Annotated in this window: 18 protein-coding genes; 17 read left to right on the top strand and 1 reads right to left on the bottom strand. The window is 50.2% G+C overall.

Annotated features, from left to right (window positions below; all coding sequences use genetic code 11):
- Positions 1–11 precede the first annotated feature (11 nt).
- The 13 genes from serC (at position 12) to DY231_RS15695 (ending at position 15057) form a co-directional block, all read left to right on the top strand.
- Positions 12–1097 carry a 3-phosphoserine/phosphohydroxythreonine transaminase gene (serC, locus tag DY231_RS15755; RefSeq protein ID WP_115629811.1) on the top strand — a complete coding sequence of 362 codons (1086 nt, stop codon included), beginning with the start codon at positions 12–14 and terminating at the stop codon, positions 1095–1097.
- An 80-nt stretch (positions 1098–1177) separates the two neighbouring features.
- Positions 1178–2461 (top strand): 3-phosphoshikimate 1-carboxyvinyltransferase, encoded by a 1284-nt coding sequence (gene aroA, locus DY231_RS15750; protein ID WP_115631863.1) that lies wholly within the window; start codon positions 1178–1180, stop codon positions 2459–2461.
- Between the two features lie 203 nt (positions 2462–2664).
- Positions 2665–3420: a metalloprotease LoiP gene (gene loiP, locus DY231_RS15745; protein WP_115629809.1), complete on the top strand. Its 756-nt coding sequence runs from the start codon at positions 2665–2667 to the stop codon at positions 3418–3420.
- Between the two features lie 179 nt (positions 3421–3599).
- Positions 3600–4286 (top strand): (d)CMP kinase, encoded by a 687-nt coding sequence (gene cmk / locus DY231_RS15740; RefSeq protein ID WP_115629807.1) that lies wholly within the window; start codon positions 3600–3602, stop codon positions 4284–4286.
- Positions 4287–4481: 195 nt separating this feature from the next.
- Positions 4482–6158, top strand: a complete 1677-nt coding sequence (gene rpsA, locus DY231_RS15735; RefSeq protein WP_034456368.1) for a 30S ribosomal protein S1 — start codon at positions 4482–4484, stop codon at positions 6156–6158.
- A gap of 90 nt (positions 6159–6248) precedes the next feature.
- Positions 6249–6536, top strand: a complete 288-nt coding sequence (gene ihfB, locus DY231_RS15730; protein ID WP_034494322.1) for an integration host factor subunit beta — start codon at positions 6249–6251, stop codon at positions 6534–6536.
- A 201-nt stretch (positions 6537–6737) separates the two neighbouring features.
- Positions 6738–9008 carry a ComEC family protein gene (locus DY231_RS15725; protein WP_115629805.1) on the top strand — a complete coding sequence of 757 codons (2271 nt, stop codon included), beginning with the start codon at positions 6738–6740 and terminating at the stop codon, positions 9006–9008.
- 36 nt (positions 9009–9044) lie between these two features.
- Positions 9045–10793 (top strand): lipid A ABC transporter ATP-binding protein/permease MsbA, encoded by a 1749-nt coding sequence (gene msbA, locus DY231_RS15720; protein ID WP_034494324.1) that lies wholly within the window; start codon positions 9045–9047, stop codon positions 10791–10793.
- Positions 10790–11773, top strand: a complete 984-nt coding sequence (lpxK, locus tag DY231_RS15715; protein ID WP_115629803.1) for a tetraacyldisaccharide 4'-kinase — start codon at positions 10790–10792, stop codon at positions 11771–11773. Before msbA ends, lpxK begins: the two co-directional genes overlap by 4 nt.
- A 51-nt stretch (positions 11774–11824) precedes the next feature.
- Entirely contained in the window at positions 11825–13060 is a 1236-nt protein-coding gene (locus DY231_RS15710) for a winged helix-turn-helix domain-containing protein (protein WP_115629801.1), read from the top strand.
- Positions 13061–13106: 46 nt separating this feature from the next.
- Positions 13107–13289 carry a protein YcaR gene (ycaR, locus tag DY231_RS15705; RefSeq protein WP_034494329.1) on the top strand — a complete coding sequence of 61 codons (183 nt, stop codon included), beginning with the start codon at positions 13107–13109 and terminating at the stop codon, positions 13287–13289.
- Positions 13286–14032, top strand: coding sequence for a 3-deoxy-manno-octulosonate cytidylyltransferase (kdsB, locus tag DY231_RS15700; protein WP_034494330.1), 747 nt, complete (start codon positions 13286–13288; stop codon positions 14030–14032). The genes ycaR and kdsB overlap by 4 nt, the downstream gene beginning before the upstream one ends.
- Before the next feature lie 131 nt (positions 14033–14163).
- Positions 14164–15057 (top strand): YcbJ family phosphotransferase, encoded by an 894-nt coding sequence (locus DY231_RS15695; protein ID WP_115629799.1) that lies wholly within the window; start codon positions 14164–14166, stop codon positions 15055–15057.
- Here DY231_RS15695 and elyC read toward each other — a convergent pair.
- Positions 15037–15813 carry an envelope biogenesis factor ElyC gene (gene elyC, locus DY231_RS15690; protein WP_115629797.1) on the bottom strand — a complete coding sequence of 259 codons (777 nt, stop codon included), beginning with the start codon at positions 15811–15813 and terminating at the stop codon, positions 15037–15039. The genes DY231_RS15695 and elyC overlap by 21 nt on opposite strands.
- 136 nt (positions 15814–15949) lie before the next feature.
- Here elyC and cmoM point away from each other — a divergent pair, with 136 nt between their 5' ends.
- From cmoM to mukB, 4 genes are read left to right on the top strand one after another with little or no spacing between them, the layout of a single operon-like run.
- Entirely contained in the window at positions 15950–16738 is a 789-nt protein-coding gene (cmoM, locus tag DY231_RS15685) for a tRNA uridine 5-oxyacetic acid(34) methyltransferase CmoM (protein WP_115629795.1), read from the top strand.
- The gene (gene mukF / locus DY231_RS15680; RefSeq protein ID WP_115629793.1) at positions 16731–18053 is read left to right on the top strand and encodes a chromosome partition protein MukF; all 1323 of its coding nucleotides are present in this window, start codon (positions 16731–16733) and stop codon (positions 18051–18053) included. The genes cmoM and mukF overlap by 8 nt, the downstream gene beginning before the upstream one ends.
- Positions 18034–18750 (top strand): chromosome partition protein MukE, encoded by a 717-nt coding sequence (gene mukE, locus DY231_RS15675; RefSeq protein ID WP_115629791.1) that lies wholly within the window; start codon positions 18034–18036, stop codon positions 18748–18750. The genes mukF and mukE overlap by 20 nt, the downstream gene beginning before the upstream one ends.
- Positions 18747–23195: a chromosome partition protein MukB gene (gene mukB, locus DY231_RS15670; RefSeq protein ID WP_115629789.1), complete on the top strand. Its 4449-nt coding sequence runs from the start codon at positions 18747–18749 to the stop codon at positions 23193–23195. The genes mukE and mukB overlap by 4 nt, the downstream gene beginning before the upstream one ends.
- Positions 23196–23235 lie beyond the last annotated feature (40 nt).

The following is a 23235-nucleotide window of genomic DNA, read 5'->3' as shown; positions in this document are numbered from 1 at the left end:
GGTGAGGGGAAATGACTCAGGTATACAATTTTAGTTCCGGCCCGGCGATGCTACCGGCTGATGTACTTCGTCGTGCACAAAATGAACTCTGTGACTGGCAAGGTTTAGGCACCTCCGTAATGGAGATAAGCCACCGCAGTAAAGAGTTTATTCAGGTTGCTGAAGAAGCTGAAAAAGATTTTCGCGATCTGCTGCAAATCCCCTCGAACTACAAAGTTTTATTCTGTCACGGTGGTGGTCGCGGTCAATTCGCGGGCGTTCCACTCAATATTCTGGGTGACAAAACTACCGCTGACTACGTTGACGGAGGCTACTGGGCGAGCAGTGCAGTAAAAGAAGCGCATAAATACTGCAACCCCAATGTTATTGATGCCAAAGTCACTGTTGACGGTCTGCGCGCCATCAAACCGATGAGCGAATGGCAAGTTTCTGAAAACAGTGCTTATCTGCATTTCTGCCCAAACGAAACCATTGATGGCATTGCTATTCATGAAGCGCCAGATTTTGGCGACACCGTTGTTGTTGCTGACTACTCATCCTCTATCTTGTCGCATCCGATGGACGTTAGCCGCTTTGGCGTAATTTACGCTGGCGCGCAGAAGAACATCGGCCCGGCGGGTCTGACGCTGGTCATCGTGCGTGAAGATTTGCTCGGTAAGGCGCATAAAGCGTGCCCGTCGATTCTTGATTACACCGTGCTTAATGACAATGATTCTATGTTTAACACCCCGCCAACCTTCGCCTGGTATCTTTCAGGTCTGGTGTTTAAATGGCTGAAAGAGCAGGGCGGCGTTGAAGCGATGGATAAAATCAATCGGGCGAAAGCAGAACTGTTGTACGGCGTGATTGATAAAAGCGATTTCTATCGTAACGATGTTGCTTCGGCGAACCGTTCACGCATGAACGTGCCATTCCAGTTGGCAGACAGCGCACTGGATAAACTGTTCCTCGAAGAGTCCTTTGCTGCGGGTCTGCATGCGCTGAAAGGCCACCGCGTTGTCGGTGGGATGCGTGCCTCTATCTATAACGCCATGCCGCTTGAAGGCGTTAAAGCATTAACCAACTTTATGGTCGATTTTGAACGTCGCCACGGTTAATTGCTGTTAGTTGTGATTATCCCCGCGACATGCTTCGCGGGGTTTTTATTCTGTTTTGAGTTGAGAGTATTTTCCCCATGCTGGAATCCCTGACGTTACAACCCATCGCATTGGTCGACGGCACAATTAACCTCCCAGGTTCAAAAAGTGTTTCTAACCGAGCACTGCTACTTGCAGCGCTGGCTAATGGCACTACCGAACTGACTAATTTGCTGGATAGTGACGATGTGCGTCACATGCTTAACGCGCTGAAAGCCATGGGGGTGAGTTATACACTTTCCGCCGATCGTACGCGTTGTGAAGTCACAGGAATGGGTGGCCCGTTACAAGCCTCAGGTGAGCTGGAACTGTTTTTAGGTAATGCGGGTACAGCAATGCGCCCACTGGCGGCAGCATTGTGTCTGGGCAGTAACAACATCGTGCTGACGGGTGAACCGCGAATGAAAGAACGCCCAATCGGCCATTTGGTTGATGCTTTACGCCAGGGCGGCGCACAGATTGATTACCTGGAGCAAGAGAACTATCCGCCGTTGCGTCTGCGTGGTGGTTTTAGTGGCGGGCAGGTTTCAGTCGATGGCAGTGTTTCCAGTCAGTTCTTGACCGCACTCTTAATGACGGCGCCGCTGGCAGCAAACGACACCGAAATCACCATTAAAGGTGAGTTGGTATCGAAACCTTATATCGACATCACACTACACCTGATGAAAACCTTCGGTGTAGAAGTTGAAAACCGGGATTACCGTAGTTTTGTGATTCGTGGCAGCCAACAGTACACCTCACCTGGCGCTTATCTGGTGGAAGGTGATGCTTCATCTGCGTCCTATTTCCTCGCAGCTGGTGCCATTAAAGGCGGCACGGTAAAAGTGACCGGTATCGGGCGCAATAGCGTCCAGGGTGATATTCGCTTTGCTGATGTGCTCGAAGCAATGGGTGCAAAAGTGACGTGGGGAGAGGATTTCATCGCCTGCGAACGCGGAGAACTCAACGCTATTGATATGGATATGAACCATATCCCTGATGCAGCGATGACCATTGCAACTGCGGCTTTGTTTGCTAAAGGTACTACAACTTTGCGCAATATTTATAACTGGCGCGTGAAAGAGACTGACCGCCTGAGCGCAATGGCCACAGAGTTGCGCAAAGTTGGAGCGGTGGTGGAAGAGGGCGAAGATTACATCACTGTGACTCCCCCCGCTCAGTTACAAGTTGCAGAAATCGGGACTTATAATGATCACCGCATGGCGATGTGTTTCTCGCTGGTGGCATTGTCGGACACACCGGTCACGATTCTTGACCCGAAATGTACAGCCAAAACCTTCCCGGACTACTTTGAACAATTAGCACGCATCAGCACTCTCGCGTAGCGTACAGCCTTATAGCTCCGGTCACAGCGTGTGCCGGAGCCTATTTTAACTGCACCGCTAGTATCAACCCCGCGCTTAATTTCAACTCCGTTTTCATACCCCTGCTTTTATTGCACCAGCGTGTACCGCTGTTAATCTCCCTTCCGATGTGATCGACAACTCAATGATTTGTTTCATGTATAGCTCATCAATGGAAGATAACTATGAAGACGTTAAAAATGGCAGCACTGGCAGTATTAATGGCGGGGACACTGGCGGGCTGCCAGAATCTCAATGGCGATAAACTGGCTTCGTCAGGAATGTCGGCCTATAAAGCGGCAACGCTTTCTGATGCCGATGTAAAAGCGATGTCGAATGCTTCCTGCAAGCAGTCGGACAGCGAAAATCAAGTGGCTGGGAAATCCAGCAAATACACTAAACGCCTGAATAAAATCGCCAGGGCTCTGGGAAATCAAATTAATGGCACCCCTGTTAATTACAAAGTGTATTTGACCAGTGATGTGAATGCCTGGGCAATGGCTAACGGTTGTGTGCGTGTGTATAGCGGCCTGATGGATATGATGACTGATAATGAAGTCGAAGGCGTTTTGGGCCATGAAATGGGACACGTTGCGTTGGGTCACACTCGAGAAAAAATGCAAACGGCGTATGCGACAATGGCCGCTCGTGATGCAGTCTCAGCAACCAGTGGTGTCGCTTCGCAGCTATCTCAATCGCAATTGGGTGATCTGGCTGAAGGGGTCATCAATGCAACATTCTCGCGCAGTGAAGAATCTGAAGCGGATGATTTCTCATATGATTTGCTGAAAAAACGCGGAATCAGTACCCAAGGTCTTGCCAGCAGTTTTGATAAACTGGCAACGCTGAGCGGAACAGCAAAATCTATGTTTGATTCACATCCACCTTCAACGGAACGTGCGCAGCATATTCGCGAACGCATAGCAGCTGATAAAAAATAATCTACCTCTCTGATTTTAGGGCTGGTTTTTCCCAGCCCTGTCTCAATTCGCGCAATTCTTCTACACTCAGCCCTATTAACGACGATAATTGGCACGAAAGATAACGGTCAGGGTTCTGGCGGCGTATAATACGCGGCGTTTCTATTTCAGGTCCGCAATTCCAGCGAGAGGAGAGTAAGATGACGGCACCCGCCCCGGTAATAACGATTGATGGCCCAAGCGGCGCAGGTAAAGGCACGCTTTGTAAAGCCATGGCGGAAGCGTTGCAATGGCATCTGCTTGATTCTGGAGCGATTTATCGAGTGCTTGCATTAGCGGCCCTGCATCATCAGGTTGATGTGACCTCTGAAGATGCGTTGGTTCCGTTGGCCGCTCACCTTGATGTGCGCTTTGTTGCCAACAATGGCAATCTGGAAGTTATCCTCGAAGGCGAAGATGTCAGCGCTGAAATCCGTACTCAGGAAGTTGCCAACGCTGCTTCTCAAGTCGCTGCTTTCCCACGTGTTCGCGAAGCTTTGTTGCGTCGCCAGCGTGCCTTCAGAGAAGCGCCTGGTCTGATTGCTGACGGTCGTGATATGGGGACGGTTGTTTTCCCTGATGCGCCAGTAAAAATATTCCTCGATGCTTCTTCCGAAGAGCGTGCGCACAGGCGTATGCTACAGTTGCAGGAAAAGGGCTTTAGTGTTAACTTTGAGCGCCTTTTGGCAGAAATTAAAGAACGTGATGACCGTGACCGTAACCGTGCAGTAGCACCGTTAGTGCCAGCCGCAGATGCGTTGGTGCTGGATTCAACCAGTATGTCGATTGAAGAAGTCATCAAACAAGCGCTGACTTATGCGCAGAAAATTTTAACACCAGCACAATAGTTAATATTGTGCTGGTGTGTGTTTTGTCATATTTGTCATGATATTGCCATAGTGGTATCCTGACATATCGGGTAGTTTTTTACCCCTGTAACCTAAACCCTGTCGGCATGGAGCCAATGGCGGGGTATGTGAAACAACCCCATTCGGCGGGATGCTAAATGGACGTTAAACTAAAGAACCTTGAAGATTAACAACATGACTGAATCTTTCGCTCAACTCTTTGAAGAATCCCTGAAAACAATCGAAACCCGTCCGGGTTCCATCGTTCGTGGCGTAGTAGTTGCTATCGACAAAGATATCGTACTGGTTGACGCCGGTCTGAAATCTGAGTCTGCAATTCCTGTAGAGCAGTTCAAAAATGCTGCTGGCGAACTGGAAATCCAGGTTGGTGACGAAGTTGATGTTGCTCTGGACGCTGTTGAAGATGGCTTTGGCGAAACTCTGCTGTCCCGTGAAAAAGCTAAGCGTCACGAAGCTTGGATCACGCTGGAAAAAGCTTACGAAGAAGCTGAAACTGTGGTCGGTATCATCAACGGCAAAGTTAAGGGTGGCTTCACTGTAGAGCTGAACGGTATTCGTGCGTTCCTGCCAGGTTCACTGGTAGATGTTCGTCCGGTACGTGACACTCTGCACCTGGAAGGCAAAGAGCTTGAGTTCAAAGTCATCAAGCTGGACCAGAAGCGTAACAACGTTGTTGTTTCTCGTCGTGCAGTTATCGAATCCGAAAACAGCGCAGAACGTGATCAACTGCTGGAAAACCTGCAAGAAGGCATGGAAGTTAAAGGTATCGTTAAGAACCTTACTGACTACGGTGCATTCGTTGATCTGGGCGGCGTTGACGGCCTGCTGCACATCACTGATATGGCATGGAAACGCGTTAAGCATCCAAGCGAAATCGTGAATGTTGGCGATGAAATTACCGTTAAAGTACTGAAGTTCGACCGTGAGCGTACTCGTGTGTCTCTGGGTCTGAAACAACTGGGCGAAGATCCATGGGTCGCAATCGCTAAGCGTTATCCAGAAGGTACCAAACTGACTGGTCGCGTGACTAACCTGACTGATTACGGCTGCTTCGTAGAAATCGAAGAAGGCGTTGAAGGCCTGGTTCACGTTTCCGAAATGGATTGGACCAACAAAAACATCCACCCATCCAAAGTTGTTAACGTTGGTGATGTAGTGGAAGTTATGGTTCTGGATATCGACGAAGAACGTCGTCGTATCTCCCTGGGTCTGAAGCAGTGCAAATCTAACCCATGGCAGCTGTTCGCTGAAACCCACAACAAGGGCGACCGCGTTGAAGGTAAAATCAAGTCAATCACTGACTTCGGTATCTTCATCGGCCTGGATGGTGGCATCGACGGCCTGGTTCACCTGTCTGATATCTCCTGGAACGTTGCAGGCGAAGAAGCAGTTCGTGAATACAAGAAAGGCGACGAAATCGCGGCTGTGGTTCTGCAAGTTGACGCAGAGCGTGAGCGTATCTCCCTGGGTGTTAAACAACTCGCAGAAGATCCGTTCAACAACTACGTTGCACTGAACAAGAAAGGTACTATCGTTACTGGTAAAGTAACAGCAGTTGACGCGAAAGGTGCTACAGTTGAATTAGCAGATGGCGTAGAAGGCTACCTGCGTGCTTCTGAAGCTTCCCGTGACCGCGTTGAAGATGCAACTCTGGTTCTGAGCGTAGGCGACGACGTTGAAGCTAAATTCACCGGCGTTGACCGCAAAAACCGTGTTGTGAGCCTGTCTGTTCGTGCTAAGGACGAAGCTGACGAGAAAGATGCAATCGCTACTGTTAACAACAAACAGGAAGATGCACCGAACTTCTCTAACGCTATGGCTGAAGCATTCAAAGCAGCTAAAGGCGAGTAATCGTCTGAGCACTAAATCAGGGCGGCTACGGCCGCCCTTGTTCGATTGATAGCTGTAAGTTAATTTTCCTGAAAGGAAACCGGAGGAATCATGACCAAGTCAGAATTGATAGAAAGACTTGCAACTTCGCAATCTCACATCCCGGCGAAAGCTGTAGAAGATGCAGTGAAAGAGATGCTGGAGCATATGGCCTCTACTCTCGCCCAAGGTGAGCGTATTGAAATCCGGGGTTTCGGCAGTTTTTCCTTACACTATCGCGCACCTCGCACCGGACGTAATCCAAAAACTGGCGATAAAGTGGATCTGGAAGGCAAATACGTTCCGCACTTTAAACCAGGTAAAGAATTGCGTGACCGCGCCAACATTTACGGTAATTAAGTCCTCGGACTTGATCCTCAAGAACGGCACCTTAGGGTGCCGTTTTTTTATACTTAAAATCTGTCTTTTCGAGCAGAATCGCAAAATTCATGAGCGTTACTTTATGGAGCATAAAACCCTGGAACCCTCATCGGAAAGTCATTAAAACCAGGCTGACTCTAATGATTAGATATCTCAGACTGCCTTCAACAAGGAGGTTCTGTGAATAATCTAATTGGTCTGTGTTTTTGCATAATTATTGGCATTATCCCCTTAATGGTGCTGCCTGCTATTCCTGCTGGCAACGTCATAGCTGCACTGTTTGTCATCGCCCTGTGCCTGGCTTTTATTCCATTCCGATTGATGCGTTTCGTTGCAATTACTGTGATTTGTTTTGGCTGGGCGCTTTTCAGCGCAGGGCAGAGCCTTAAGCCCTTTGAAAGATGGGCGGCAAAACCCGTTGTCGTCGAAGCGACGGTGACTCGCACTGATGGAAAACAGAACCATGAGCTGCAAATAATCTCGGTAGAAGGCAAATCCATTTTCCCAACGTTTGGTACCAGAAGTCAGGGAACTTACCTGGCAGAAAGTGTGTGCGCAGGGCAGCGCTGGCGCATGAAAGTCCTGCTTCGCCCGGTTCATGGCCAGCTTAATGAGGGCGGTTTTGATAGCCAAAGATACGCACTTGCACAGCATCAGCCTTTTAGTGCGCGTGTTATTTCGGCGCAACAAATCGCTGAAAAATGCAGCCTGCGAGCATACTGGCTTACTGCAGTAGAGGGAGTGACCGAATCATTGCCTTATCAGGGGGTCATTCTGGCGTTGGCTTTTGGTGAACGTTCAGGCGTGAGTGATGAACAAAAGAACTTATTGCGCCAGAGTGGTACTGCCCATCTGATGGCGATTTCCGGGATGCATATTTCACTGGCGGCCATGGTCGGCTGGTTACTGGCGCGTTTGCTGCAATTGAGTTTTCCGGCCCATCGAATTCATTACAGGATGCCCTTAATAGCCAGTGTCATTGCCGCGGGCGTCTATACCTGGCTTGCTGGCGGAAATCCTCCGGCAGTAAGAGCATTGATTGGCTTGAACATCTGGTTATTACTTAAGTTGCAAGGCCGAAGCTGGTCGGGATGGGAAGTCTGGTTGTGTTGTATTGCCGGTATCCTGATTTACAATCCGCTAACGGTATTATCTGACAGTTTTTGGTTATCGGTTCTTGCCGTGGCGGCCCTTATTTTTTGGTATCAATGGATACCGCTTCCGCGCAGTGTGGCAACGGCGCGATGGTTCTATCGATATCCGCTTTCTTTATTACACCTACAAATTGGCATTATGCTTTTACTGATGCCGCTACAAATTTTTATCTTTCATGGAATCAGCCTCAGTGCGCTGTTTGCCAACGTGTTTGCGGTCCCGCTGATTTCATTTGTGGTTGTCCCATTACTGCTTGCAGGATTAGTGTTTACCCATGTTCCATGGATTGGTGAACATTTATGGTGGGCAGTTGACCGCTTTTTAGCACTGTTATTTACCGTTTTATCCCTGCTGCCAGACGGCTGGCTGGCTGTGGACAGGCGTTTCCAGGCATTGAGTCTAAGTGGTTGGTTAATTGTTGCTGTCCATCGTTTATCGCTTTGGCGAAGCTCGTTTGTATCAGTAATAGTGCTGATGTTGTCACTGGTTGTTTCAACAATGCGAGTAGAGAAAAAAGATGATTCATGGCAGGTGGTTATGCTGGATGTGGGGCATGGGCTAGCGATCGCCCTTATCAGGCAAGGAAAGGTGTTTTTATATGACACCGGGAATGCCTGGCCTGGCGGTGACGCCGCGCAACAAGTCATTATTCCGTGGTTGCGCTGGCATCATTTATCACTCGAGCAAGTTGTCATAAGCCATGAACATCTTGACCACCGCGGGGGGTTAAACAGTCTGCAACGTGAATGGCCCGCTATAAACATTCGTAGCCCGCTACGCTGGGCGGGGCATAATCCTTGCTTTCAAGGTGAGAAATGGGAGTGGCAGAAATTACGATTCACTGTGCTCTGGCCACCTGTTTCACCCACTTTGACCGGTAATAATGGCTCATGTGTTGTTATGGTGAGCGACGGACATTTTCGTATTTTATTAACCGGGGATGTGGAAGCTGAAGCAGAATTGGCTATGCTGAAGAGGCGATGGGGCATCTTACATGCTGATATTATTCAGGTACCTCATCATGGCAGTCGTACATCATCTGGTGCTCCGTTGCTACGAGCGGTCGCTGGAACTGCGGCACTTGCCTCAACATCGCGCTATAACGCATGGCATTTACCTTCTGGAAAAGTAGTCAAACGCTACCAGTCGCAGGGGTACACCTGGTACGACACTGCGCAATCAGGCCAACTTACTATCGATATAAATAGTGATAAATGGCAAATCAATAGCCTCAGAGCTCAAATTTCACCCCGTTGGTATCATCAGTGGTTTGGTGTATCTCGGGATAATGGGTAGAATATGCGGCTATTTCATCTAATGCTGGTTTACTGAATGCATAACGATAAAGATCTTTCCACATGGCAGACCTTCCGCCGCCTTTGGCCGATGATTGCTCCTTTTAAGCCAGGTCTGATTGTGGCTGGTATTGCGTTAATCCTCAACGCTGCCAGTGATACCTATATGCTGTCTTTGCTCAAACCGTTACTGGATGATGGTTTTGGAAAAACCGATAAATCGGTTTTGCTATGGATGCCTTTAGTTGTTATCGCACTGATGGTGCTGCGTGGTGTGACGAGCTATGTTTCCAGCTACTGTATCTCCTGGGTTTCAGGGCACGTGGTAATGAACATGCGTCGTCGTTTGTTCAGTCATATGATGGGGATGCCGGTTGCGTTCTTTGACCAACAGTCAACGGGGACTCTGCTCTCGCGTATCACTTATGACTCTGAACAAGTTGCCTCGTCTTCTTCCAGCGCATTGATAACAGTTGTCCGTGAAGGTGCTTCAATCATCGGCCTGTTTGTATTGATGTTCTGGTATAGCTGGCAGCTTTCGCTGATTCTGATTGTGCTGGCACCTATCGTTTCTTTTGCTATCCGCTTTGTTTCAAAGCGTTTTCGTAATATCAGCAAAAATATGCAGAACACGATGGGGCAAGTGACAACCAGTGCTGAACAAATGCTGAAAGGTCATAAAGAAGTATTGATCTTCGGCGGTCAGGATGTTGAAACCGAGCGTTTCAACAAGGTCAGTAACCGTATGCGTTTGCAGGGTATGAAACTGGTGTCTGCATCGTCTATTTCTGACCCGATCATTCAGCTCATCGCTTCTCTGGCTCTGGCTTTCGTCATTTATGCGGCAAGCTTCCCGAGTGTTATGGAAACACTGACTGCCGGTACTATCACGGTTGTGTTCTCTTCCATGATTGCTCTGATGCGTCCGTTGAAATCATTAACCAACGTCAACGCACAGTTCCAACGCGGTATGGCCGCATGCCAGACGCTGTTCTCTATTCTCGATACTGAGCAAGAGAAAGACACCGGGACTCGTGTGATTGAACGCGCTAAAGGTGACGTTGAATTCCGTGATGTGACCTTTACTTACCCTGGCCGCGATGTGCCTGCACTGCGCAGCATCAACCTGAATATTCCAGCAGGGAAAACGGTAGCGCTAGTTGGGCGTTCAGGCTCGGGCAAATCGACTATTGCCAGCCTGATGACGCGTTTTTACGATATTCAGGAAGGCAACATTACGATTGATGGTGTGGATATTCGTGAATATACCTTATCTTCTCTGCGTAATCAGGTTGCCCTTGTTTCGCAAAATGTTCATTTATTCAATGACACGATTGCGAACAACATCGCCTATGCGCGTAATGAACAATACTCTCGTGCAGATATCGAAAAAGCTGCGCAAATGGCTTATGCCATGGACTTTATCAGTAAGATGGATAATGGCCTGGATACCGTCATTGGCGAAAATGGCGTGCTTCTTTCGGGCGGCCAACGCCAGCGTATTGCTATTGCCCGCGCACTTTTACGCGACAGCCCAATCCTGATTCTTGATGAAGCAACATCTGCTTTGGATACCGAGTCAGAACGTGCAATTCAGGCTGCGCTGGATGAACTGCAGAAAAACCGTACATCCCTGGTCATCGCTCACCGTTTATCAACTATCGAGCAGGCTGATGAGATTGTCGTGGTAGAGGACGGTCGCATTGTGGAACGTGGTGCTCACGTCGAGTTGCTTGAGCACCGTGGAGTCTATGCGCAACTGCATCGGATGCAATTCGGTTCATGATTGAACGCATTTGGTCGGGAAAATCTCCCCTCTATCTTTTGCTATTACCGCTCTCCTGGCTTTATGGCCTGGTGAGCGGTGCTATTCGTCTTAGCTATAAAATAGGGATACAAAAAAGCTGGCGAGCTCCTGTGCCAGTGGTCGTCGTCGGGAATCTGACTGCGGGTGGTAACGGCAAAACTCCGGTTGTTATCTGGCTGGTTGAGCAACTACAGCAGCGTGGTATTCGCGTTGGGGTGGTCTCGCGGGGTTATGGCGGCAAAGCAGAATCCTACCCATTGTTGTTGAACCCGGACACCACCACTGCCCAGGCGGGTGATGAACCCGTACTTATCTATCAGCGCACTGGTGCCGCAGTCGCTGTGGCACCCCGTCGTAGTGATGCGGTAAAAATACTGGTGGAAAAAGTACAACCACAGTTGATTATTACCGATGACGGTTTGCAGCATTACGCGCTGGTGCGTGATAAAGAAATTGTGGTTGTTGATGGCATCAGGCGATTTGGCAACGGCTGGTGGTTACCGGCAGGGCCAATGCGTGAACGCACAGGCCGTCTGGCGTCTGTGGATGCCGTTATCACAAATGGCGGTGTTGCAAAAGCCGGAGAAATCTCGATGGCGCTCCATCCCGGTGATGCAGTCAATTTGTTGACCGGAGAAAAGCGCCCGGTAGATCTGTTGACAAATGTGGTTGCAATGGCTGGCATTGGACATCCACCACGTTTTTTTGCCACGTTGCAGCAATGTGGTGTAAATCCAGTTCACACAGTCAGTCTTAGCGATCACCAGGCACTGAGCGAAAGTGATGTGGAGAAACTCGTTCAGACGGGGCAAACCTTGTTAATGACCGAGAAAGATGCGGTGAAATGTCGTGCTTTCGTTAACGGTCATGATAACTGGTGGTACTTACCGGTCGATGCGCATCTGGCGCAACCTCAGGCCGATGAATTATTGCACTCATTATTGGCGCTGGTGCGCTAAAAGAAAGTTCGCGCACCAGAATTCAAGTTTGCTGACGACAGGTACTCTTTCATGTCTGTACCGCAACTGACTTTACGTGCAGCCCGCAACCTTCATCTGGCAGCACAGGGTTTATTACAAAAACCTCGCCGTCGTCCTAAACCTTCCGATGTTATCGCTGCGATTTCTCGCATGTCACTGCTGCAGATTGACACGATCAATATTGTTGCCCGAAGCCCTTACCTCGTCTTATTCAGTCGCATAGGCAGCTATTCGCAAAGCTGGTTAGATGATGCTCTGCTCAGCGGTGAGTTAATGGAATATTGGGCGCATGAAGCCTGCTTTTTGCCGCGAAAAGATTTCGCGTTGATACGCCACCGGATGCTGAATCCAGAAAAGATGGGCTGGAAATATCGCCCTGAATGGATGGTAGAACATGCCGCGGAAATCGAAAAACTTTTAGCCCATATCGAATACAACGGCCCTGTTAGATCGGCTGATTTTGAACACCCGCGCAAAGGTGCTAGTGGGTGGTGGGAATGGAAGCCACATAAAAAGCACCTTGAAGGCTTGTTCACCGCCGGAAAAGTTATGGTGGTTGAACGACGTAATTTTCAAAGGGTGTACGATCTCACCTCACGCGTTATGCCGCACTGGAATGATGATTTGCATCTCATTCATCAGCAAGATGCCGAGCAACAAATGCTTGCGAATAGCGCCCGTAGTCTGGGAATTTTCCGGCCAGAATGGCTAGCCGACTATTACCGACTAAAGAATATCTCGCTCAAACCCCTGCTTGCACAATGGCAAGAGAAAGGCATCGTGACTCGGGTCGATGTGGAGGGTATTGGTGAAATGTGGCTGCATCATGAGCAGCTGCCATTAATGGAAAAAGCTGAGAAAAATACTCTACGTGCCACGCATAGTGCGGTGCTTTCTCCTTTCGATCCGGTGGTATGGGATCGCAAACGTGCTGAAGTGTTATTCGGATTCTCCTATCGCCTTGAATGCTACACGCCTGCTGAAAAGCGCAAATACGGTTACTTCGTGCTTCCATTACTGCATCAAGGGGCTTTAGTCGGGCGTATAGATGCAAAAATGCATCGTAAAACCGGTGAGCTGGAAATTATCAGTCTCTATCTTGAAGACGGTGTTAAACCGAGTCAGGCATTGATCAATGGCTTGTACTCGGCACTGACAGATTTTGCTCACTGGCAAAATGCGATCCGGATTCTTCTTGGAAATATTCCCGCCGCTTTAGCTTCATCCTGGGGAGGAGGCTGGGAAATTAGCCCGGAAAGCCCGTGAATTATGTTATTCTGCTGCCTTTGATGGCAGCCATTCTGGAGTAACCATGGATCATCGATTACTTGAAATCATTGCTTGCCCGGTATGTAACGGCAAGTTGTACTTTAATCAGGAAAAGCAGGAGCTTATCTGCAAACCTGATCACCTGGCGTTTCCCCTGCGCGATGGTATTCCAGTGCTGCTGGAGACTGAAGCTCGAGTTTTGACTTCTGACGAGACGAATCCATGAGTTTTGTGGCAATTATTCCTGCTCGCTATGCTTCTACACGTTTGCCGGGCAAACCTCTGAAAGACATCAACGGTAAACCGATGGTGGTGCATGTTCTGGAGCGCGCCCGCGAATCGGGTGCCGATCGCATCATCGTTGCAACCGACCATGAAGATGTTGCACGTGCGGTTGAAGCAGCTGGTGGCGAAGTTTGTATGACCCGCGCCGATCACCATTCAGGCACCGAGCGTCTTGCTGAAGTTATTGAAAAATATAATTTTAGTGATGATACCGTGATTGTGAATGTGCAGGGCGATGAGCCGATGATCCCTCCGGTTATCATTCGCCAGGTCGCGCTCAATCTGGCAAATAGTCAGGCGGGAATGGCGACACTCGCGGTGCCAATCGACTCTGCGGAAGAAGCTTTCAATCCCAATGCAGTGAAAGTCGTGATGGATGCGCAGGGTTATGCGCTTTATTTCTCCCGTGCGACCATTCCATGGGATAGAGATCGCTTTGCCCAGTCGCGTGAAACGATTGGTGATTCTCTGCTGCGCCACATCGGTATCTACGGCTACCGCGCCGGTTTTATCCGCCGCTATGTGACCTGGGAACCTAGCCAGCTCGAACAAATCGAAATGCTCGAACAGTTACGCGTTTTGTGGAATGGTGAAAAAATCCATGTCGCGGTCGCTAAAGAAATCCCGAGCATTGGCGTGGATACGCCGGAAGATTTGGAACGCGTTCGTCAGGCGATGCGATAATTCTTCTTCTCTAAAAAACCGGCGCTCAGCGCCGGTTTTTTATTATCGTCAGTCAATTTGATCTGAATGGATGACATCCAGCGTTCTCAAGCTCATTATAAAAACACCAGTGTTGTAAGGGGTAATGAGTCATGGAGTTGCTACGCAAGGAATTGAGTCATCTGCTGGGTGAAAAACTAAGCCGGATTGAGTGCATCAATGAACAGCCAAACACCGCCCTGTGGTCGCTATATGACAGCGACGGGAATGCGATGTCTCTGCTGGCAAAAAGTTTTAGCACCCCAGGCATTGCTGCTCAGTTAGCCTGGAAAATGTCGATGCTTGCACGATCCGGCACAGTGCGTATGCCTGTGGTTTACGGTGTTGTGACTCACGATGACACTCCTGGGCCGGATGTGCTGTTAATGGAGCGTTTACGTGGCGTACCCGTTGAAGCACCCACCCGCACGCCAGATCGTTGGGAGCATCTCAAAGATCAAATTGTAGAAGGCCTGCTAGCCTGGCACCGGGTTGACAGCCGTGGCTGCGTCGGGAATGTCGACAACACTCAAGAGAATATCTGGCCTTCATGGTACCGGCAGCGCGTCGAAACGCTTTGGGCAACCATCAATCAATATCCGAATAATGGCCTGACGATGCAGGACCGGCGCATCCTGTTCCGCACACGGGAATGCTTGCCGCGTTTGTTCGAAGATTTCAACGACAATTGCGTGTTGATACACGGCAACTTTACCCTCAGCAGCATGCTAAAAGATGGACGTAGCGATCAGTTACTGGCAATGGTAAATCCGGGCATGACGCTTTGGGCGCCGCGGGAATATGAAATATTCCGCTTGTATGAAGCAGGGCAGTCCGAGAGTTTGCTGTGGCATTATTTGCAACGCGCGCCAGTGTCTGAGTCATTCTTGTGGCGGCGTTGGCTATATGTTTTGTGGGATGGCGTCGATCAACTGCTACAGACGGGCCGCTTAAATCGACCCGCCTTTGATGTGGCTGCGAAAAATTTACTTCCCTGGATCTCCTGAGGATCCTTTCATCCACTGCCAGATGCGTCCCAGAGTTTCATAACCCGCCCGGTCGCTGTGCATTAACCACACTGGAGAAGGGATGATTCTTTCCCAGGGATTTAACGGAGACTCAATCGCCAGTTGGTTCGCGGGTGCCGGAAGGGGATGCAAACCTGCATTGTGGAAGAAAACCATCGCCCTCGGTAAGTGAGAGGCGGAAGTCACCAGCAAGAACGGTTGCTGCCCGATGGCTTTCTCCACCGCAGCCGCTTCTTCTTCGGTATCTTTTGGCGAGTCCAGAGTGATTATCTCGGAGCGTGGAACGCCCAGGCTCTCAGCTACTCTGGCACCGGCTTCAGCGGTACTGACCGGATTTGTCATCGCTCTTGCCCCGGTAAAAATGAGCTTCGAACCAGGGTTTTCCTGCCATAACCGAATACCTTCAGTCACGCGTGGCAAACTATTATTGATGAGATTGGAACTCGGCGCCCATTCAGGGTTCCACGTATAGCCACCGCCTAAAATCACGATGTAATCCACTTTCTCGCTTCCGCGCCAGGTCGGGTAGGCATTTTCGATAGGCTTGAGCATTTTGTCGGCCACGGGCTGTAAGCTAATCAGCAGCAAAACTAACCAACTCACGCTTAACAGCGCTTTTGCACTTTTTTGCCAACGGGTGAACCATAACAAGCAAAGTGCCACGCCCATCATCAATAATAAAAAAGGTAAGGGCAGAAGCAGTCCCCCGATAAATTTTTTCAGGATAAAAAGCATGAATTATGGGTCCTTTTTTAGCCATACAGCAGGTAAACGCAGGTGATCTTACACCAGACGGGTTCATTCCTGGCGCAGCTGTGCCAAAATACCCACCGATCTCGGATAATCCCTTTTCCCCCATGGAGCCGTACCCGTGCGTGACCGCAATTTTGACGACATTGCTGAGAAGTTCTCACGCAACATATACGGTACAACCAAAGGACAACTTCGCCAGGCTATCTTATGGCAAGATCTTGATGCTTTGCTGTCCACCATGCCTGAGAAATTACGGGTTCTGGATGCGGGCGGCGGCGAAGGACAAACTGCCTGTGGTCTTGCGCAGCGGGGTCATGAAGTTCTGCTCTGCGACGTTTCCGCTGAGATGATTTCTCGCGCTCAGGCACAAGCCTGTGAGAAAGGTGTGAGCGAGAACATGCATTTCGTACATTCCTCCGCCCAGGATATTGGTCAACATTTGGAAAAGCCGGTTGATCTGATATTGTTTCACGCTGTGCTGGAATGGGTCGTAGATCCTCAGGCCGTACTGAAAACATTGTGGGAAAGCCTTGCACCCGGCGGTGCTTTATCCCTGATGTTCTACAATGCTAACGGCTTACTGATGAGAAATATGTTTGTCGGTAACTTCGAATATGTTCTCCAGGGCATGAAAAAGAATAAGCGGAAGACTCTGTCGCCTGACAATCCGCTACAGCCAGAACAGGTGTACCACTGGCTGGAGCAAATTGGCTGGCAGATAACCGGGAAAACCGGTGTGCGAGTGTTCCACGATTACTTGCGCGATAAGCACAAACAACGCGATGGTTTTGAGAATTTGCTTGAACTGGAAACGCGTTATTGCCGCCAGGAACCTTTTGTGAGTCTCGGCCGCTATATCCACGTGACAGCTATCAAGCCGCTTGAGCCAAGGAAAAATTATGAGTGATGTTTCCCAGACAGTGCCGGAGCTGGTTGCCTGGGCCAGGAAAAATGACTACTCGATTTCACTTCCCACAGAGCGCCTGACGTTCCTGTTGGCTATCGCCACCCTAAACGGTGAGCGCCTGGACGGTGAGATGAGTGAAGGCGAACTGATTGACGCTTTCCGTCACGTCAGTGAAGGGTTCGACCAAACCAGCGAAACCATTAACGTTCGCGCCAATAACGCCATCAATGACATGGTGCGCCAGCGTTTAATCAACCGTTTTGTCAGCGAAATCAATGAAGGTAACGCGATTTATCGCCTGACGCCGCTCGGTATTGGTATTACTGATTACTACATTCGCCAGCGCGAGTTTTCGACCTTGCGTTTATCCATGCAGCTGTCGATTGTCGGTGGCGAATTGAAGCGCGCGGCAGATTCAGCGGATGAAGGTGGTGACGAATTCCACTGGCATCGCAATGTTTTTGCACCACTGAAATACTCGGTCGCCGAGATTTTTGACAGCATCGATCTCACCCAGCGCATCATGGATGAGCACCAACAACAGGTTAAAGATGATATCGCGCAACTGCTGAACAAAGACTGGCGCGCGGCCATTTCCAGCTGCGAAATGTTGTTATCCGAAACCTCCGGTACGTTGCGTGAGTTGCAGGACACCCTTGAAGCCGCAGGTGACAAGCTTCAGGCAAATCTATTACGCATCCAGGATGCGATTCTGGGGCGTGATGATCTGCATTTTGTTGACCGCCTGGTGTTTGATCTGCAAAGCAAACTTGATCGCATCGTTAGCTGGGGCCAACAGGCCATTGACCTGTGGATCGGCTATGACCGTCACGTTCATAAATTCATTCGTACCGCTATCGACATGGATAAAAACCGTGTTTTTGCGCAGCGTCTGCGCGTTTCGGTACAAAACTATTTCGATGCCCCTTGGGCACTGACCTACGCCAACGCCGATCGTCTGCTGGATATGCGTGATGAAGAAATGACGCTGCGTGACGATGAAGTCATGGGCGAGCTGCCAAGCGACCTGGAATTCGAAGAGTTTAATGAAATCCGCGAACAGCTTGCTGCCATGATTGAAGCTGCACTTCAGGTCTATAAAACCAGACAAGTGCCGCTGGATTTAGGTGTGGTAATGCGGGACTATCTGGCGCAATACCCACGCGCCCGCCATTTCGATGTGGCGAGAATCGTAGTCGACCAGGCTGTCCGTCTGGGTGTGGCTGAAGCAGACTTTACTGGCTTGCCGCCACAGTGGCAGGCAATTAACGATTACGGAGCCAAGGTACAGGCGCATGTCATCAACAAATATTGAAAAAGTGATGCCAGTAAAACTGGCACAGGCGTTGGCCAATCCGTTATTTCCAGCACTCGATAGCCAATTACGCTCCGGAAGGCACGTTGGGCTTGATGAACTGGATAATCATGCCTATTTGATGGACTTCCAGGATGAACTGGAAGAGTTTTACACCCGCTATAATGTGGAGTTGATTCGCGCGCCGGAAGGTTTCTTCTATTTGCGTCCGCGCTCCACCACGCTGATTCCGCGCTCTGTATTATCCGAGCTGGATATGATGGTCGGGAAAATCCTTTGTTACCTGTATCTCAGCCCGGAACGCCTGGCTAACGAAGGTATCTTTACTCAGGCTGAACTTTACGACGAGTTATTGACGCTGGCGGATGAAAGTAAGCTGCTCAAGCTTGTGAATAACCGTTCTACTGGCTCCGATCTGGACCGCCAGAAGCTGCAAGAAAAAGTACGTGCCTCGCTAACCCGTCTTCGCCGTCTCGGCATGATCTGGTTTATGGGGCATGACAGCAGCAAATTCCGTATTACCGAATCCGTATTCCGCTTTGGCGCCGATGTGCGCGCCGGTGACGATGCGCGTGAAGCGCAGTTACGCATGATCCGTGATGGAGAGGCGATGCCGGTAGAAACTCGTTTGCAACTCAATGATGAAACAGAAGAGTCGCAAATTGTTCAGGACAACGCGGAGGATGAACAGGAATGATTGAACGCGGAAAGTTTCGCTCACTAACGCTGATAAACTGGAACGGTTTCTTCGCGCGTACTTTTGATTTAGATGAACTGGTTACTACGCTTTCAGGCGGTAACGGTGCCGGTAAATCCACCACAATGGCGGCGTTTGTCACCGCGTTAATCCCCGATTTAACACTGCTGCATTTCCGTAATACCACCGAAGCAGGGGCCACATCTGGCTCACGCGATAAAGGTCTGCACGGTAAATTAAAAGCCGGTGTCTGTTATTCCTTGTTGGACGTGGTCAACTCCCGCCATCAACGTGTCGTGGTCGGTGTGCGTCTGCAACAAGTTGCAGGCCGCGACCGCAAAGTCGACATCAAACCGTTTGCGATTCAGGGCTTGCCGACTTCTATTCAGCCAACACAATTGCTGACGGAAGCGCTCAACGAACGCCAGGCGCGCGTACTGAGCCTGCAAGAGTTGAAAGATAAAGTGGAGGCCATCGACGGCGTTCAGTTTAAACAGTTCAACTCGATTACCGACTACCACTCGCTGATGTTTGATTTGGGCATTGTGGCGCGTCGTTTGCGCAGTGCGTCAGATCGTAGCAAGTACTACCGTCTGATTGAAGCCTCGCTCTACGGCGGGATTTCCAGCGCGATCACTCGTTCACTGCGCGACTACTTGTTGCCGGAAAACGGCGGCGTGCGTAAAGCCTTCCAGGATATGGAAGCGGCTTTGCGTGAAAACCGCATGACGCTCGAAGCCATTCGCGTCACTCAATCAGACCGCGACTTGTTTAAGCATTTGATTTCTGAAGCCACCAATTACGTGGCCGCAGACTACATGCGTCATGCCAACGAACGCCGCATTCATCTGGATAAAGCGCTCGAATTCCGCCGTGAATTGTTGACCAGCCGTAAGCAACTGGCTGCGGAACAATACAAACATGTCGAAATGGCGCGTGAGCTTGGAGAACACAGCGGTGCGGAAGGGGATCTGGAAACAGATTACCAGGCAGCCAGTGACCACCTGAACCTGGTGCAAACGGCGATCCGCCAGCAGGAAAAAATCGAGCGCTATGAAGCTGACCTCGATGAACTGCAAATGCGCCTCGAAGAACAAAATGAAATTGTTGCTGAAGCCTCTGAGCAACAAGAAGAAAACGAAGCCCGCGCCGAAGCCGCAGAGCTGGAAGTGGATGAGCTGAAAAATCAGCTTGCCGACTACCAGCAAGCGCTTGATGTGCAGCAAACTCGCGCGATTCAGTACCAACAAGCGTTGCAGGCGCTCGAGCGTGCGCGTTCATTGTGCCATCTGCCAGATTTAACCGCTGAAAGTGCGGAAGAATGGCTGGAAACCTTCCAGGCTAAAGAGCAGGAAAGCACCGAAAACCTGCTTAATCTTGAGCAGAAAATGAGTGTGGCGCAAACGGCGCACAGCCAGTTTGAGCATGCTTATCAGCTGGTGACGGCCATTAATGGCCCGGTGAGTCGTAGTGATGCCTGGAACGTTGCGCGTGAACTACTGCGTGACAGCAATAATCAGCGCCACCTGATGGAACAAGTTCAGCCGTTGCGTGCTCGTCTTAACGAACTCGAACAGCGCCTACGCGAGCAGCAAGAAGCTGAACGCATGTTTGCTGAGTTTTGCAAACGTCAGGGTAAACACTTCGATCCTGAAGATCTGGAAGTGTTGCACGACGAGCTTTCTGAGCGCATCGAAACCTTGCAGCAACGCGTTTCTGATGCCAGCGATCAGCGTGCCAACTTGCGTCAGGAACAAGAGCAAATCCAGGCGCGTATTAAACGCCTGCAACAGCGCGCACCGATTTGGCTGGCAGCGCAAACCAGCCTGACTCAGCTTTGTGAGCAAAGCCATGAGCAGTTCGAGAGCAGCCAGCAAGTTACTGAATACATGCAGCAACTGCTTGAGCGCGAGCGTGAAGTCACGGTTGAACGTGATGAAGTCGGTTCCCGTAAACGTGCCATCGATGAAGAAATCGAACGTCTGAGCCAACCAGGTGGTGCTGAAGACTCACGTTTAAATGCACTGGCTGAACGGTTTGGCGGTGTGCTGCTGTCAGAAATTTATGACGATATCAGCCTCGACGACGCACCGTACTTCTCTGCGTTGTATGGCCCATCGCGTCACGCCATTGTGGTGCCAGATTTATCGTTAGTGCGCGATCAACTCGATAACCTCGAAGATTGCCCGGAAGACTTGTACTTAATTGAAGGGGACCCGGCTTCCTTCGATGACAGCGTTTTCACCGTTGAAGAGCTGAATGCCGCTGTTCTGGTCAAAACCGCCGAACGCCAGTGGCGCTATTCGCGTTTGCCTCAGTTGCCACTGTTTGGTCGCGCGGCCCGTGAAAATCGTCTCGAAAAACTGCATGCAGAACGTGAAACTCTGGCGGAACGTTTCGCAACGTTGTCATTTGATGTTCAGAAATCTCAGCGTTTGCACCAGTCATTCAGCCGCTTCATCGGCCAGCATTTGGGCGTGGCATTTGACGATGACCCGGAAGCGGAAATCCGTCAGCTAAACACCCGTCGTGGCGAAGTTGAACGTGCTATCAACAGCCATGAAAACGACAATCAGCAACAGCGCCAGCAATATGACCAGGCAAAAGAAGGCGTTGATCAACTCAACCGCCTGTTGCCGCGTATTAGTTTATTGAATGATGAAACACTGGCTGACCGTTGTGATGAAATCCGTGAGCGTCTTGACGAAGCGGAAGAAGCGGCTCGTTTCCTTCATCAGTTTGGTAATCCGCTGGCGAAACTCGAAGCTGTAGCCTCGGTGCTGCAAAGCGATCCGGAGCAGTTCGAGCAGTTAAAAGAAGATTATCAATACGCGCAGCAAGTGCAGCGTGACGCACGTCAGCAGGCGTTTGCGTTGACTGAAGTTGTGCAGCGTCGCGCACACTTTAGCTACTCAGATTCAGCCGCTATGCTTGATGGCAACAGCGATTTAAATGAAAAATTGCGTAACCGTCTTGAGCAGGCCGAAGCAGAACGTACTCGTTCACGTGAAGCGCTGCGTAGCCATGCCCAGCAATTGAGTCAGTTCAGCCAGCTAATGGCGTCGCTGAAAAGCTCCTTTGACACCAAAAAAGAGCTGCTGACCGACCTTCATAAAGAGTTACAGGATATCGGTGTTCGTGCCGATCTCGGTGCGGAAGAGCGCGCACGTGCACGTCGCGACGAACTGCATACTGCGTTAAGTAACAACCGCTCTCGCCGCAACCAGCTTGAAAAAGCGCTGACGATGTGTGAAGCGGAAATGAGCAACCTGACGCGTAAACTGAAGCAACTGGAGCGCAGCTATTTTGAAATGCGCGAACAGGTTGTGACAGCGAAAGCGGGTTGGTGTGCCGTCATGCGTATGGTGAAAGAGAACGGGGTTGAGCGTCGTCTGCATCGCCGCGAACTGGCGTATGTGACCGGCGACGAGCTGCGTTCTATTTCGGATAAAGCATTGGGTGCTTTGCGACTGGCAGTGGCAGATAACGAACATCTGCGTGATGTCCTGCGTATGTCTGAAGATCCTAAACGGCCTGAACGTAAAATTCAGTTCTTTGTGGCCGTCTACCAGCATCTTCGCGAGCGTATCCGCCAGGATATCATCCGTACTGACGACCCGGTTGAAGCCATCGAGCAGATGGAGATTGAACTGAGCCGTCTGACTGAAGAGCTGACTTCACGTGAACAGAAACTGGCAATCAGTTCCCGCAGCGTGGCGAATATCATTCGCAAAACGATTCAACGTGAGCAGAACCGTATTCGGATGCTCAATCAGGGTCTGCAAAGTGTTTCCTTCGGTCAGGTAAACAGCGTTCGCCTGAATGTGAACGTACGTGAAACCCATGCGATGTTGCTGGATGTGCTTTCAGAACAGCATGAACAGCATCAGGATTTGTTTAACAGCAACCGCCTGAGCTTCTCAGAAGCATTAGCGAAACTGTACCAACGCCTGAATCCGCAAATCGATATGGGCCAGCGCACGCCGCAGACCATTGGTGAAGAACTGCTGGATTATCGCAACTATCTTGAAATGGAAGTTGAAGTTAACCGTGGTTCAGATGGCTGGTTGCGCGCAGAAAGTGGTGCGTTATCCACCGGGGAAGCTATCGGTACCGGGATGTCAATTCTGGTTATGGTCGTTCAAAGCTGGGAAGAAGAGTCGCGCCGCCTACGCGGAAAAGACATTTCTCCATGCCGTTTGCTGTTCCTTGATGAAGCGGCACGACTGGATGCCAAGTCCATTGCGACGCTATTCGAGCTGTGCGAACGACTTGAAATGCAACTGATCATTGCGGCGCCAGAGAACATCAGCCCGGAAAAAGGCACCACTTATAAGCTGGTACGTAAGGTTGTTCAGAACCATGAACACGTACACGTCGTCGGGCTGCGAGGCTTTGCACCGCCGCTTCCCGAACCGGTTGCCGGAACAATAGATGCGTCATAAATAATCGCGGGCTACGGCCCGCGTTTTCTTTTCTCGATAG

The organism is Buttiauxella agrestis, from assembly GCF_900446255.1.
Classification (GTDB): Bacteria; Pseudomonadota; Gammaproteobacteria; order Enterobacterales; family Enterobacteriaceae; genus Buttiauxella; species Buttiauxella agrestis.
The sequence above is the reverse complement of the archived record's forward strand: the minus strand, read 5'-3'. Positions and strand labels throughout refer to the sequence as shown.